The sequence below is a fragment of the Akkermansia massiliensis genome (assembly GCF_023516715.1).
Classification (GTDB): Bacteria; Verrucomicrobiota; Verrucomicrobiia; order Verrucomicrobiales; family Akkermansiaceae; genus Akkermansia; species Akkermansia massiliensis.
Genome location: NZ_JAMGSI010000002.1, coordinates 256,526 through 270,527, shown reverse-complemented (window position 1 = coordinate 270,527; position 14,002 = coordinate 256,526). Strand labels below are relative to the sequence as shown.

The window sequence follows — 14,002 nt, the reverse complement described above, 5'->3', positions numbered from 1 at the left end:
CAGAGGAGGGTTATTGCTCGTCTACCGTTACTTTGGCCTCTTTTGTCAGGAAGTCCAGAACCTTGGCTGTCAGCAGGCTCATTCTGATGCCATGCACGCGGCCTTCGCGCTGAAGTTCGCGGATGTAGGACTTGAGGTTCTTTTTCTGCTGGCGGGCCTGGCGGGCCACTTCATTGTAGAGTTCCATTTCCGTGACGGCGATTTTTTCCACCTGGGCCACTTCCTGGAGCATGAAGAAGACCTTGAGATTGCGCTTGGCTTCCTTTCTGGCTTCTTCGCGGGCTTCCTCCACAAACTTGTCCATGTCCGCCGGGGCGTTCCCGCTGTACATGGCCTGCTGCATCTTCTGCTGGAGGATACCGTACACTTCGCGTTCCACGACGGCTTCCGGCAGGTTGAAGTCAAGCATGTCCGCCAGCTTTTCCGTGATCTGGTCGGCCTTGGCTTCGTCAATCTGCATGGTCTTGCGCTGGGCCAGGTTTTCCTTCAGGGCGGTTTTCAGTTCTTCCAGGTTCTTGCCGGGAAGCACCTTTTCCGCAAAGGCGTCATCCATGGCCGGGAGCTGCTTTTCACGCACTTCCTTCACGGTGGTGTGGAACACGAGTTCCTTGCCGCGCAGTTCCGCCATCGGGAAGGTATCCGGAATGGTGACGGTGATATCCTTGCTGTCGCCGGCCTTCAAGCCTTCCAAGGCGGAGGCGAAGCCGGGCAGGAACTGGTCTTCCTCCACTTTCATCCACTGGCCGTCGCGGCCTTCCAGGAAGCCTACGGGCTTGCCCGCGGCTTCCGCTACGGGCTTGCCGTCCAGGGTGGTCTTGAAATCAATGATCGCCACGTCATCCTTCTTCGCGGCGCGGTCCACGGGGGTAAATTCCGCAATCTGTTCGGCCAGGGAGTTCAGGGCTTCCTCCACGTCCGCTTCCGTCACTTCGGAGGAGGGGACCTTGACTTCGATGCCCTTGTATTCCGGCAGTTCGAATTCGGGAACCACGGTCATCGCGCTGGTGGCGGTGTAATTTCCCTGGTCGTCGAGGGATTGTTCCGGCTTGCCGAAGTTGAGCACTTTCAATTTGGGATTTTCTTCCAGAGCGGCGGAGCAGGCCGTTTCAAAAAGAGTGTCCAGCAGTTCTTCTTCAATTTCCTTCTTGAAACGTTTTTCAATGATGGACTTGGGCGTTTTGCCGGGGCGGAAGCCGGGCAGCTTGGCTTTGCCGGCGTAGGAATCCACAATAGAGGCGCGGCGCGCGGCCGTGGTTTCTGCGGGGATGGAAGCTTTCAGCGTGGCTGTGCAGTCCGGTTGAATATCAACGTTGATTTCCATAAATAATACGGTCAGTGTTAATTGAAAGTGGTTCTGTCTCGGCTCCGGTATGGCGGCAGCGGTCAAAACACGAGCGGCAATAAATGTAATGAGCGGGTATCTGGAGTGCAAGCTATTGCACGGGAATGACACAATTGCCTTTCTCAGGCGCACATGCGCGCGCAACGTAAGAAATGCAGGGCAACTGCGTTCTACGCGGAATCACGTCTTGACTATGCGGACGGAAAAGTCCTTTATATCCCAAGCATTAAGTTCAGCTCTCATGATTCGTCCCGTTTTTTTGTGTGTTTCCTTTCCCCTGATAGCATGTTCGGCTGCTTTGGCCCAGGATAAGACTTCCCTTAACAGAGGCGGCTACGGTTCCGTAATGACCCCGGAACAGGTGGTGCGGGAACTCGGTCCGGAAACGGGGCTTCTGCCCGGTGACCAGGCGTATGAGGGCCGTCCCGTGAAAAGCGTCTCCGTGCGTTATAGAAGCACCGGCAAGACCGTGTCCGAAGACCGCCTGAAAAACCTGCTGGCTACCCAGCCGGGCACCAATTATTCCCCGGAAGTGGTGAACAAGGACTTGGAACGGCTGCTGGAAAGCGGCCTGGTAGGCGGCAATACGACGGTGGCTGTGGAACCTTCCGGCGACGGCGTGACCGTGGTGTTTGAAATGGCGGCCCAGAACCTGCTGGGCGGCGTGGGCTTCCGCGGCAACACCGCGTTCGACAACCGGGACCTTTCCGAGGAATGCGGCTTGAAGGGAGGGGAAGCCCTCAGCGACAAGGCCCTCAGCAGCGCCATCTCCAAGCTGCGCACCTATTATCAGGAAGCCCGGTATCCGGATGTGCGCGTTTCCTATTTTTACCAGAAGACGGAGCGCCCCGGCTTTGTGGACGTGGTCTTTGACATCAATGAAGGCAGGAAGGCCAATATCATCAACATCGATTTTGTAGGCAACGACCACATCAGCGCCAAGGACCTCCGCCAGGTGATGAAGACCAAGGAGAAGGGCTGGCTGACCTGGATTACCAAGTCCGGCCGCATTGACCGCGAGCAATTGGAGGACGATCTGGCGGAACTGGTGACTTATTACCGCAACAAGGGCTACCTGCGCGTCAAGCTGGACAAGGTGGAATATTTTGACGCCGGCAAGGGCAACGAGCAGAAGCTGACGATGAGGATCACGCTTACCGAAGGGCGGCGCTACAAGGTCAATCAGGTCGCCTTCGGCCCCACCAAGGTGTTTACGGCCCAGGAGCTGATTCCCGGCTTGAGCATGTACAACGGGGATACCTATTCCGCCCAGAAGGTGGCCGACGACGTGACGATGATTCGCCGTTATTACGGCTCCCGCGGGTATGCGGACGCCGCCGTGCGCCCGGACATCCAGGAAGTGGGCATTGATCCCAGGACCGGCTACGGGCAGATCAACATCGTTTACCATGTGACGGAAGGCAGCCCCTACCGCGTAGGCAACATCCGCCTGACCGGGAACAACCGCACCAAGGATTACGTCATCCGCCAGGAACTACCCCTCCAGTCCAACGACCCCATGAACTCCGTGGACCTGGATACCGCCCAGAAGCGTCTCCAGAACCTGAACTATTTTGACATGGTGGACGTGGCCCAGGTGGGTTCCACGCGGCCCGGCTACCGTGACATCAACATTGAAGTGGCGGAAAAACGCACCGGTTCCCTGAACATTGGCGTGGCGTTCTCCTCCATTGAAAGCGTGTACCTGTTCGCGGGCATCACCCAGTCCAACTTCGACATGTATGACTGGTCCTCCTTCGTGGGCGGCGGCCAGCGCTTCGCCATCAATACCCGCGTGGGTTTTGAAACGCAGGATGCCAGCATCTCCTGGGTGGACCCGTGGTTCCTGCACCGCAAGCTGGCCTTCGGCACGGAAATCTTCTACAGCAATTCCACGTACTTCTCCGACTATTACGACCAGCAGAACTACGGCTTTGCCGTTTCCCTGCGCAAACCGATCGGGGAACTGGATTACGTGAAGCTGGAATACCGCCTGGAACAGTACCAGATTGACGCCAAGGGTAACGCCCCCATCTTCTTCTGGCTGCAGGACGGCGATTACCTGCGCAGCCACGTGGAACTTTCCTACACCATTGATACCCGTGACGCGCAAATCTTCCCCCGCAAGGGCGGCAAGTTTGAAGTGCTGGCCGGTTATTCCGGCCTGGGCGGCGATGTGAAGACTTACAACTTCGGCATCAACGGCTCTTATTACTGGAACTTGCGCGGAGACACCATTTTCAGCATCAATGCCGGTGCGGCCACCGTGGATTCCTACGGCGACCATGACGTACCCATTTTTGAACGCCTCTACCTCGGCGGCCCGTACAACATGCGCGGCTTCCGCTTCCGGGACGTGGCTCCGTACAATCCGGCTTTGAGCGGTGATGAAACGATGGGCGGCCGTTCCTCCTTCTTCTGCCAGTTTGAATATTCCATTCCGGTGATTGAAGAAGTGCGCGTCGCCGTGTTCTACGACATCGGCTTCGTCAACGGGGACGCCTTTGACTTCAGCGCATCCAAGATCGTTTCCGACTACGGGATCGGCCTGCGCCTGAACCTGCCCATCGGTCCTCTGGCGGTGGACTATGCCATTCCGATTCAGAAGAACAACGCCATTGACCGCGGAGGACAATTCCAGTTCTATCTCAACTATTCCTACTAATTTTATTCAATAATCCCTCTACCATTTGACGACATGAGCAATTTCCGCATCCTTATTCTGGTGTTCCTGGTGGTGGTGCTGGCCGTTCTGGGAATGATCTATGTGAACATTTCCTCAAGGATGGATGTGATTCAACAGCAGCAGATAGCCCCCGTGCCCGCTCCGGCAGCCGTCAATCCCTCTCCTTATCTTCCCATGCCCACGCAGACGCCCGGCACCGCCGTTCAGCCGGTAGTCGTGGCGGACCCGGTGGTGAGCGAGGAGCTGGCCCATGCCACGGCCGAGCTGGAACGGATGAAGAAGGAGAATGAAGATTTGAAGAAGCGCCACGCCATGGCGGAGGAGGAACGCGCCCTGCTGGAACGCCGGAGCATTGAAAAGGGAGACCCCCGCCTGCAATGGCTCAATGAGATCAAGGACGCCGAACAGGTGGGACGCGTGACGGAATACTACCGTGACGCCAACCTTGTCCTGTTCCAGTCCATCGGCCAGCCTGACCTGAAAGTGGGGCAGGAACTGGGCATCCGCAGGCGCGGAAGCATCTTTGTCTCCCTGATTATCGACGGAGTTGACCCGGACGGGAAGGTGTTCCAGTCCTACGTGAAGCGCAACACGCTTTTTGACAACAATGACAAGGAGCCCATCAAGCCGGGGGATGAAGTGATTGTCCCGCCCGCAAGCTGGCAGGAAAACATGATGGGAGAAGGCGAGCCCGGCGCGGCCCCGTCTGCCGCTCCCGCTCCTGCGGCGGCTCCCCAGCCGGTGATGATTCCCATGGAGCCGTAATGCGGGTCCGGATAGAGCCAAGCCAAATAAAGAAAAAGTGCATCTGAGAGAAAGATTGCAGTCGGGCGCGGGCCCCAGTCTGTCCTTTGAATTTTTCCCGCCCAAGAACGAGCAGGCTGCGGCGGCCCTGTACCAGACCATTCGTGAACTGGAACCGTACCATCCCAGTTTTGTCAGCGTGACATACGGCGCGGGCGGCTCCACCCGTGAGCTTACCCGGGAGGTGGTGCTGCGCATCCAGCATGAATCCCGCATTCCCACGGTGCCCCACCTTACTTGCGTAGGCCATAGCCGGGAGGAAGTATGGAGCATTCTGGACCAGTACGCCCAGGCAGGGGTGCGGGCCGTTCTGGCCCTGCGGGGAGATCCCCCGCGCGGCACGGAAAATTACAACCGTGATGCGGATGCCTTCCGCCATGCGGCGGAACTGGTGGCTTTTATTCGTGAATATAACGAATCCGGACGCCATCCTGATCCGGACGGGTTCGCCATAGGTGTGGCCGGCTTCCCTGAAGGCCATCCGTCCACGCCCAACCGCCTGCGCGAGATGGATTTTCTGAAAGCGAAGGTGGATGCCGGCGCAGACTACATCTGCACCCAGTTGTTTTTTGACAACCATTCTTTTCTGGATTACCGGGAACGCTGCCTGCTGGCCGGCATCAAGGTGCCCATTCTGGCCGGAATCATGCCCGTAACCAGCCTGTCCGGCATGAACCGCATGGCGGAGCTTTCCGGGGGCACGTGTTTTCCGGCCCGGCTGCTCAAGGCGCTGAAACGCGCCGGCTCCAATCCGGACGCCGTTCAGGAGGTAGGCATCCAGTACGCCTCCAGCCAATGTGCGGAGCTGCTGGATTCCGGCGTGGCCGGCATTCATTTTTATACGCTCAACCAGAGCCGCGCCACGCGGCAGATCTACAGGAACCTGGGCCTGAAGGATTCCCTCCAGCTTCTGGAACATGGCGAAGATAAGTAAAAAGCTGATTGATTTGGCCGGGACAACACGATAGAAACCTCTTCAACATATTATGGATATCAAGGATATTAAACGGGCCATGGACAACATGCCGATGGGCGACGGAAGCGCGTTTGCGGAAATCTCCGTCGGTCCGGCCAAGCATGAACAGTTTTTGGATGAACACTACGGAAAGGTTGCGCTGGTCGTGCTGCTGTGCGTTCTCGGAGCCGCCGGATGGATCATTTACAACGGCATGCAGGATTCCATGGAAAGAAAGGCAGGCGCCGCGCTGGTGGCCGCCATGCCGGAATCCCCCGCTACCGGGGAAATCTCCCTGAATGAACAGGGGCTTCAGCAGGTGGTGGCGGATTTTGACGATTCCCGCGCCGCCGTCACCGCCACCTATCTTCAGGCGGTCGCCCTGTGGAACGCCGGCAAGGAGGATGAAGGCGTAGCCAGGATGAAAGCTTTTATTGATTCCGCTCCCACGGAGGAATGGAAGGCCCAGGCTTCCGTTACCCTGGCATGCCGCCTGATGAACCGCGGGAAGGCGGATGAGGCGGATGGCCTGTTCCGTTCCGTGGTGGACGCGGGGGATCCCACTTTTTCCGGTTTTGCCACCATGTGCCTGGGGGACATTGCCCGGGCGAAGAAGGACAATGCCGCCGCGGGAGCCTTTTACCGTGAATTGGCGGAAAAGTTCCCGTCCAGCGCGTTTGTCCTCCAGCGCGGAGGCTACCTGCTGCGCAAGAGCCTGTTTGATATTCAGAGCCCCGTCCGCATCGAACCCGCTGCGGAGCAGAAATAATCCGGGCGGACTTTTCCGGAGCTTTCCGGAAGATGAACGCTTTCTACATCCGCATGTCTGTTCTTTTGCAGCGCATGCGGATTTTCGTGTTCAGGCGCGCCGGAACAGGGCGTTCCAAAGGGTCCGCTGTGCATAACAGGCGTCATGATTCCGGGAATTCCTCTCCGGGCTGTGACATGCTTAAACAAATCATGCGGGCACGCCGCGCTTACTGGATGCAAGCCGGGTTGCCGGCATTACCAATATTTCACACCATGAACAAGCATATCAAATCCCTCTGGCTCCTTCCCGTGGCCGGGCTGTCTCTTTCCCTGATGCCGTCCTGCACGACGGACAGTTACGGAAACAGCACCGTGACGCCTGGCGGGGCCGCCGCCATCGGCGTGGGTGCGCTGGCCGCCGGGGCTGCCATCGGCGCGGCGGTCCAGCATGACCGCGACAAGGACAGGTATCGCAATGACTGGCATCATCACAATCCTCCGCCTCCGCCGCCCCGTCCGCCCCACCGCCCCCATTGGAGGCGGTAAGGGAAAGCCCATGGCCCGCAAATCCTGCGGCGCTCCAGCTTTGCAGGAAGAGCGCGGCGCAACGTGGTATTTCCGGAGTCCGGTGGGTTCTCAGGACTGGCGGATGCCGCGGAGCGCCCAGGTCATGCGCTGCCTGGCGCTTTCCGGGTCATTGAGGATGGAGCCCAGCAGATCCAGCACGGGCCGCACGGCATTCGGGTCGTGCACCTGGAGTTGTCCGGAAAGGATAAAAGGAGCCCCGCCGCAGCAGACGAGGTAGATGAGGATGTTCATGGGGTCTCCCTGGAGCACGGAACCTTCCTCCTGGGCTTCCCGTATGGTTTCCAGCAGGACGAGGGGGTGGCGCGTATGGATTCCTGAAATGAAGCGGATGGCCGCCCGTTCTCCCGCCAGGGCGTCCAGCACCAGCTGGGCAATGAACTGGCCGTGGCGCAGCAGGAACTCCATGACGTCTTCCAGGATGGCTTCCAGTTTTTCAAAGGCCGGAAGATGAATATTGGCGTGGGTTCTGACGCCGGTGAACAACGGTTCGTACCAGCGTTCCAGCAGTTCGTTCAGAAAAGCTTCCCGGTTGCCGAAGTGATAGACAAAGCTCCCCGTATTGGTGCCGGCGCGCAGGGACAGGCCGCGGATGGTGAGAGCGCGGAGCCCGGATTCCCCGACGATCATGGCTCCCGTATTGAGCAGGTGCTCTCTGGTGGATTTCCGTTTGGGCATGACGGTGAAGCTTAAGCACCCATGTGTGCTCCTTATCGGCCCGGAAGGCAAGGACTTGTTACGTCTGTCATTGTAAAAGGCGGAACCGGGGCCTCGTCCTTCCCCGGTTCCGCCGCTGGAATCCCGAATGGATCAGGAGGTTGCTTCCAATTCTTTCCGGCGGGAGGAAATCCAGCGGGAGAAGAGTTTGGCTGTGGCCGGAATGATGAGCAGGTTCAGGATGGTGGCTGAAACCAGTCCGCCGAACTGAACGATGGCCAGCGGCCCGAGCAGTTCGCCCCCGGGCTTGTCAATGGCCCAGATCAGGGGGAGCAGGCCGAGCACCGTTGTAAGGGAGGTCATGATGATGGGAACCACGCGTTCCAGCGAACCTTCCCGGATGGCTTCCGCCGGGTTCATGCCCTTGTGTTCCAGCGCCCGGTACCTGTTGAGCAGGATCAGGCCGCTGCGGATGGCGAAGCCGATGACGGTAACGAACCCCACGATGGAAGCCACGGAGAGGATGGGCGGAATGTACGCGGCGCCGAACAGGGAGGACAGCGTGCCGGGGGAGGCCAGGAAGACGGCTACAATGCCGCCCACCAGGCACAGCGGAATATTCACCAGCGTCAGCATGGCGCGGCGGACGCTCCCCAGCGCGGAGGAAAGCAGCAGCACAATGAGCACCATCACGATGGCTCCCAGCACGTAAAGCCGCTGGGAAGCGGATTCCCGCGCCTTGATGGTGCCGTCATAGTCCACTGTGCAGCCCATGGCGTTCATCACCGGGTCCAATTGTTCCCGGCAGGCTTTTGCCAGGTCCCCCAGGTTGGAATTGGGGGAGGGGTTGCAGGAGATCATGGCCTTCCGCATGGTGTTGTCCCTCAGGATGAGGTTGGAGACCTCCTCCCGGTACACCTGCGCCACGTCGGCCAGGCGCACGGTCTTTTTATTGGGGGAAATGAGTTCCAGGTTCTTGATGTCTTCAATGGACGTCTTCAGCCTGGGATCAATGCGCAGGACAATGTTCCAGTGGTCCTGGTTCTTGATCACTTCCCCCAGCTTCTGGCCGTTCATGGCCGTGGAAACCTGTTCCGCGGCGTTCGCCATGGTCAGGCCGTGGGAGGCCAGGGCTTCCTGGTTGTACTGCACGCGGATGGTATCCACCATGATTTCCCGGTTGGCGCGCGCGTCCGCCACCTCCGGCATCTTTGCCAGAATCTCCTTGGCCTTCTGGGCCGCCAGGCGGAGCTGGGGCAGCTCCGTGCCGTAAATATTGATGGCGATTTCCGAGTTGGAGCCGGAGAGGGCGGAACTGATGCGGTGCGCCAGCGGATAGCCGATCATGGAGCTGGTGCCGGGAATATCGTCAATGCACTTCTTGATGGCGGCGCGCAGTTCCTTCTGGTCCTTCTCCAGGTCTACGCGCACGAGCAGTTCGGAGGCGCTGACGGGTTCCGCGTGTTCGTCGTTTTCCGCGCGTCCCGTGCGCTGGGTGACGCTGAGAACGCCCGGAATGCGTTCAATGTCCTTCATCACCGTTCGGGAGATGCGCTCCGTTTCATCCAGGGAAGTGCCCGGCACCGTGCTGACGAAGACCGTGTAGCAGTCCTCGTTGAACGGCGGCAGGAAGCTGGTTCCGAAGGTGGACCCCAGCCACAGGGCCAGCAGCGTGATGGCCGCCATGATGGCGCAGACCGTCTTGGAGAAGCGCAGGCAGAATTCAAGAATGGGCGCATAAATGCGCTTGATGAGGCGGGAGCTGAAGGAGTCCCCGCTTTCCAGCGTGGCGGCGTTTTTGCTCTTCTTGAACCACATGTAGCAGAGCACCGGGGTAATGGTGACGGCTACGATGAGGGAGGAGAGCAGGGCCAGCATGTAGGAGATGCCCAGGGGGCGGAAGAACTGGCCTTCCAGCCCGGACAGGAAGAGGACCGGCGTGAACACCAGCAGGATGATGACGGAGGAGAAGGAGATGGAACCCACGATTTCCCCCTTGGCCTCCATCAGCACCTCATACTTGCTCTTGCGCCTGTCCTCCGGCAGGGCGGCGTTCCGGTTCAGGTGCCGCCACGCTATTTCCACGAAAATGATGGCGTTGTCCACCACGTCCCCCACGGCTACGGCCAGGCCGCCCAGGGTCATGATGTTGATGGCCAGCCCGAAAATGGGGAACATCATCATCCCGAACAGGACGGACAGGGGCATGGAAATCAGCGTGATGATGGCCGTGCGCAGGTTCAGCAGCGTCAGGAAGATGACGATCATGACCACCGCTCCCGCAATGAGCAGGGTCTCCGTGCCGTTGTCCAGGGACATTTCAATGAAATCCGCCTGGCGGTAGGCGGTGGTGTGCAGTTTCATGCCCTTGGGAAGCTGACTCTGGCTGAACTCCTTGACGGCTGCGTCCACAGCCTGCGTCAGGGCCAGCGTATTGGCTCCCGGCACCTTCTGCACGGAAAGCACCACGGCGTCTTCCCCCATGAACCCGGCGTCACCCCGTCGCGGCGCGCCGTCTATCTTGACCTCCGCTACGTCCTGAAGCCGGAGAATGCCGGAGGCGTGGTCCGGAACCAGGGCGCGGTTCAGCTGTTCAATATTGGCGGTGCGGGTATCCTGCTGAATGGGGAGCTCCTGCCCGGCCACGTCCTCCAGGTACCCGGCGGGCACGGAAGACTGGGATTCCTCAATGGCCGTTTTCAGGCTGGAAAGGTCCACCCCTGCCAGCTTGAGCTTGTTGGGATCGTAAACCACCTGGTATTCCGGCAGGCGGCCGCCCAGCACCGTGACCTGTCCCACGCCGGGGATGGCCAGCAGGCGCGTGCGCAGCTTGTATTCCGCCAATTGCCGCATGTCCAGCGTGGAGGTGTCCTTGTCCCCCGTCAGGGCGATCAGCATGATTTCCCCCGTTACGGAGACGATGGGCGCCAGCTCCGGGGACGTGCCTTCCGGCAAGGACTCCCGGACCGCGCCCAGGCGTTCCGTTACGATCTGGCGCGCCTGGTAGATATCCTTGTCCCAGTCAAAGTCCACCCATACGAAGGAGAGGCCGCTGCCGGAGGAGGAGCGCACGCCCTTGACCCCGGCGGTGCCGTTCATGGCGGACTCAATGGGAATGGTGATATACTGCTCCACTTCCTCAGCGGTGAGGCCGGGGGCTTCCGTCTGGATGGTGACGCGCGGAACCTTCAGTTCCGGAAACACGTCCACGGGAATATTTTTCACCACGAAAATGCTGATGACCGCCAGCGCGAGCGTCAGCAGAATCACGGTAATCCTGTTATTCAGGCAGAATGAAATTAGAAAGTTCATCGAATTCCTGTTTCTATTAACCGTTCTCTAATCACGTTGAGCTGAAAATCAATGTTCCCCTTCGTGGAACTGGCCGTCCGCATGGAAATGCCCGGCCGCCTTCTTGCTCCCGGCGTCTCCCGTGGGCAGGATGTATTTCAATTCATAGCCGCCTTTGGTCACGATGGTTTGTCCCGGCGTCAACCCCTTGACGGGCGTTTTTCCCTGCCGTGCGGGCAGTGTTTCCACCTTCTTCATGACGAAGGTATCGTCCGCCGCCTTGATGAAGACCACGTCGTTCACCCCCACCTTGACGACGGCGCTGTTGGGAACGGGAATAAATCCGTCCGTGGCGGCGTCATGGGAATACAGGTCCAGCCGGGCAAGCTGTCCGGCATGCGTCCCTTCCGGCATGCGGTCCGGAACGAAGTACAGGGCACGGGACTGCGTGGCGGGGTCCACCTGGTCCGCCACCCGCAGGGCTCCGTCCAGCACTTCCGTATTTTTTCCGCTGGTCAGGGCCAGCTGGGCCTTCGCATAATGGACGGGGTCAGCCCCGTAAATGGTGGTGGCGAATTCCAGTTCCCCCTTGTTGGTCATGACGAGGGCGGGCGCGCCCTGTTCCCCCCAGGAACCCTGGGTCATGTTCACGGACTGGACGGAGCCGTCCGCCGCGGCGTACACGTAAAGGAGGTTGTTTTTCAACGCTCCGGAATCCGTCACCAGCTTCAGTTTATTATTGCTGGCGTCCAGAGCGGCCCGGAGGCTGTGGATTTCTGCTTCCTTGAACTGGATGGAGGTGTTCAATTCACTGTTACGGGTGCCGATTTTTTCCAGTTGGGCCCGGCGTTCCTTGAGGGTATTAAGTTCCGCCGCGGCGCGGTCCAGAGCGGCTTGCGCCTGGGAGGCGTTCCCCTCCATCTCCACGATGTCCGGTGAGGCCAGCGTGTACAGCAGTTCTCCCTTGCGTACCTGCTGGGCGGACTTTACGTTGAAGGTGACGCGCCCGGCGGCAGGAAGGGCGTACGTCGTTACCGCATGGGGAGGAATAACCATCTGGCCGTGAAGGGTCTTTTCCGCGCCGTGAGTGGCTTCCGTCACCTTTTCAAAGCGCATGTCCAGGGAATGGCGCGCCTTTTCATCCACATGCACGGGAATCATGTCCCCCGGCTGGCCGGAACCTTTCTCCGCGGCCTCTTCATGTTTGTGGTCGCCCGTGCAGGCTTCCCCCTCTGCATGCTGGTGGCCCTCAGGCTCGTGGTCGCCTGTGCAGACGGAGCCGTCCGCGTGCTTGTGTTCCTCATGGGCGTGGCCCTCGGCGCAGGTTTCCCCTTCCTTGTGCTGGTGGTCTTCATGGCCGTGGTCCGCCGTGCAGGCGGTGCCGTCCTCGTGTTTGTGTTCCGTAGGTGCCGGCTGCTCTCCGCGTGCGGGATTGAGGCTGAAAACGGGAGCCAGGCCCAGGATAATGGAAAAATAGAGACGTTTCATGTTCGTTAAAATGATGAAGATTTTTATTTGGATTGAAGGTTGGCGTGGGTGAGGTAGCGCAGCTGGGCCTGAATGGCCAGCAGCTTGTCCAGATTGTCCAGGAAAGCCAGACGGCTTTCATAAAGCTGGTGGCGGTTTTCCGCCAGCTCCAGCAGGGAGGCTTCCCCGATGCCGTGCAGTTTCTCCATGGTCCGGACGGAGGAGGCGAAGGACTCCATGCGCTGAAGCTCCGTCCGGCAGTGGCGGAGCACCATCTGCTGGCTGACGTCAAGCTGTCGGGCGTTGAACAACTCCGTTTTCCAAAGCTGGATGGTTTCCTGCCTGGACAGGTTCCGTGTGCCGCGCGCTTCCGCAATGGCCTTGCGGTTGCGGTTCCAGAGGGGGAGATTGAACCCTATTTCTCCGCCCACTTCCTTTTCCCCGTCGTCACGGGTGAAGGAGGGCCCGAGCTCCAGTTCCGGGTACTGCCGGCGGATCTCCGTCTTGAACAGGGTTTCCGTGGTGGCGTAGGTTGCCAGTTGGGCCTTGATTTTCGGGGCTGAGGCCAGGGCGGCGGGGCCGGGGGCCGGAACGGCGGCAGGCAGTTGGAAGCCCTGTCCCGTCAGGAAGCCGAGCTTCCGTGCCGCGGAGGGATGCAGCCCCATCAGCCTGACCAGCTCCATCTTCTGCTCCAGTTCCGTTTCCGTCACGGTCTGGAGTTCCCGGATGGCGTCGTTCATGCGCTGGGAAGCCACCTGGCGGGAGGAAAATTCCACTTCCCCTGCGCCAATGAGTTTTTCAATCACGCCGTTTTCCTGCCGCACCGCATCCAGGCGTTCCCGGATGACGGCCTTGCGGCGCTGGGTAACGGCCAGCTTGCTCCAGGCCTGGTCCAGGGAACTGAGAAAATCCAGTTCCGCCTGGCGGAGGGTCCAGAAGTCCGCCTCCTTGTACTGTTCCGCCACCTTTTTTTCCAGGGCGGGAAGACCCGTCACGGGAATGGTGAAGCCCAGGCTGCCGGACATGTTGAGCGTATTTTCCTGGAGGACTTGTTCAATATCCCAGGAAAAGGACGGATCGTTCCACCAGCCCGATTGTTTGGCTGCTTCATTGCTGGAAGCCAGTTTCAGGCGTGCCTTGTTCAGATCCGGATTCATGACCAGGCCGATCTGGCGTGCCTGGTTCCGGGTAACGGAGATGTGTGTGTCCACGCGGGATGCCTCTTTCCAGGAGGCTTCCTCCGCGTTCAGGTCGATGGGCGCGCTGTGATAGACGCTGCATGAGCTGAGGAAGGCGGTCAGGCCTAGCCCAGCGAAAAATGGTATGGATTTCATGATGAAAAAGAGAATAGAAATAGTTCGGTCCAATCAGGTTTGGACAATGCGGCAAATAATTCCGCGGAAACAAATAAGGCCGGACGCAATCAACAAGCAGCGTTCAGCCGGAAACGTCCCTGGGACGTTTC

At 59.5% G+C, this 14,002-nt stretch carries 10 protein-coding genes; 5 read left to right on the top strand and 5 right to left on the bottom strand.

Annotated features, from left to right (window positions below; translation table 11 throughout):
- Positions 1–10: 10 nt before the first annotated feature.
- Complete coding sequence (gene tig, locus M8N44_RS08865; RefSeq protein ID WP_102721186.1) at positions 11–1,321, bottom strand: trigger factor; 1,311 nt, start codon at positions 1,319–1,321, stop codon at positions 11–13.
- Positions 1,322–1,583: 262 nt separating this feature from the next.
- On the opposite strand from tig, the gene bamA reads away from it, so the two are divergent.
- From bamA to M8N44_RS08840, 5 genes are all read left to right on the top strand, one after another.
- Positions 1,584–4,007 carry an outer membrane protein assembly factor BamA gene (gene bamA / locus M8N44_RS08860; RefSeq protein WP_215709433.1) on the top strand — a complete coding sequence of 808 codons (2,424 nt, stop codon included), beginning with the start codon at positions 1,584–1,586 and terminating at the stop codon, positions 4,005–4,007.
- Positions 4,008–4,040: 33 nt separating this feature from the next.
- Positions 4,041–4,793 (top strand): hypothetical protein, encoded by a 753-nt coding sequence (locus M8N44_RS08855; RefSeq protein ID WP_102721188.1) that lies wholly within the window; start codon positions 4,041–4,043, stop codon positions 4,791–4,793.
- Positions 4,794–4,830: 37 nt separating this feature from the next.
- On the top strand, positions 4,831–5,766 hold the full coding sequence (gene metF / locus M8N44_RS08850) for a methylenetetrahydrofolate reductase [NAD(P)H] (RefSeq protein ID WP_102728632.1): 936 nt from the start codon (positions 4,831–4,833) through the stop codon (positions 5,764–5,766).
- 52 nt (positions 5,767–5,818) lie between these two features.
- A complete protein-coding gene (locus M8N44_RS08845; RefSeq protein WP_022396939.1) occupies positions 5,819–6,556 on the top strand; it encodes a tetratricopeptide repeat protein in 738 nt (245 codons plus the stop codon).
- Between the two features lie 254 nt (positions 6,557–6,810).
- Positions 6,811–7,083: a hypothetical protein gene (locus M8N44_RS08840; protein ID WP_102728633.1), complete on the top strand. Its 273-nt coding sequence runs from the start codon at positions 6,811–6,813 to the stop codon at positions 7,081–7,083.
- Positions 7,084–7,173: 90 nt separating this feature from the next.
- On the opposite strand, the gene M8N44_RS08835 is transcribed toward M8N44_RS08840, so the two are convergent.
- The 4 genes from M8N44_RS08835 to M8N44_RS08820 all read right to left on the bottom strand — a co-directional run bounded on the left by M8N44_RS08835 (position 7,174) and on the right by M8N44_RS08820 (position 13,871).
- Complete coding sequence (locus M8N44_RS08835) at positions 7,174–7,800, bottom strand: TetR/AcrR family transcriptional regulator (RefSeq protein WP_022396937.1); 627 nt, start codon at positions 7,798–7,800, stop codon at positions 7,174–7,176.
- A 132-nt stretch (positions 7,801–7,932) separates the two neighbouring features.
- The gene (locus tag M8N44_RS08830; protein WP_102728634.1) at positions 7,933–11,091 is read right to left on the bottom strand and encodes an efflux RND transporter permease subunit; all 3,159 of its coding nucleotides are present in this window, start codon (positions 11,089–11,091) and stop codon (positions 7,933–7,935) included.
- Positions 11,092–11,139: 48 nt separating this feature from the next.
- A complete protein-coding gene (locus tag M8N44_RS08825; protein ID WP_102728635.1) occupies positions 11,140–12,558 on the bottom strand; it encodes an efflux RND transporter periplasmic adaptor subunit in 1,419 nt (472 codons plus the stop codon).
- A gap of 23 nt (positions 12,559–12,581) precedes the next feature.
- Positions 12,582–13,871 carry a TolC family protein gene (locus M8N44_RS08820; RefSeq protein ID WP_102728636.1) on the bottom strand — a complete coding sequence of 430 codons (1,290 nt, stop codon included), beginning with the start codon at positions 13,869–13,871 and terminating at the stop codon, positions 12,582–12,584.
- Positions 13,872–14,002: the final 131 nt, after the last annotated feature.

Excerpts from the sequence above, each read along its gene's own strand:
- tig (WP_102721186.1), bottom strand. The coding sequence starts at position 1,321 with ATGGAAATCAACGTTGATATTCAACCGGACTGCACAGCCACGCTGAAA.
- bamA (WP_215709433.1), top strand. The coding sequence starts at position 1,584 with ATGATTCGTCCCGTTTTTTTGTGTGTTTCCTTTCCCCTGATAGCATGT.
- M8N44_RS08855 (WP_102721188.1), top strand. The coding sequence starts at position 4,041 with ATGAGCAATTTCCGCATCCTTATTCTGGTGTTCCTGGTGGTGGTGCTG.
- M8N44_RS08845 (WP_022396939.1), top strand. The coding sequence starts at position 5,819 with ATGGATATCAAGGATATTAAACGGGCCATGGACAACATGCCGATGGGC.
- M8N44_RS08840 (WP_102728633.1), top strand. The coding sequence starts at position 6,811 with ATGAACAAGCATATCAAATCCCTCTGGCTCCTTCCCGTGGCCGGGCTG.
- M8N44_RS08835 (WP_022396937.1), bottom strand. The coding sequence starts at position 7,800 with ATGCCCAAACGGAAATCCACCAGAGAGCACCTGCTCAATACGGGAGCC.
- M8N44_RS08830 (WP_102728634.1), bottom strand. The coding sequence starts at position 11,091 with ATGAACTTTCTAATTTCATTCTGCCTGAATAACAGGATTACCGTGATT.
- M8N44_RS08825 (WP_102728635.1), bottom strand. The coding sequence starts at position 12,558 with ATGAAACGTCTCTATTTTTCCATTATCCTGGGCCTGGCTCCCGTTTTC.
- M8N44_RS08820 (WP_102728636.1), bottom strand. The coding sequence starts at position 13,871 with ATGAAATCCATACCATTTTTCGCTGGGCTAGGCCTGACCGCCTTCCTC.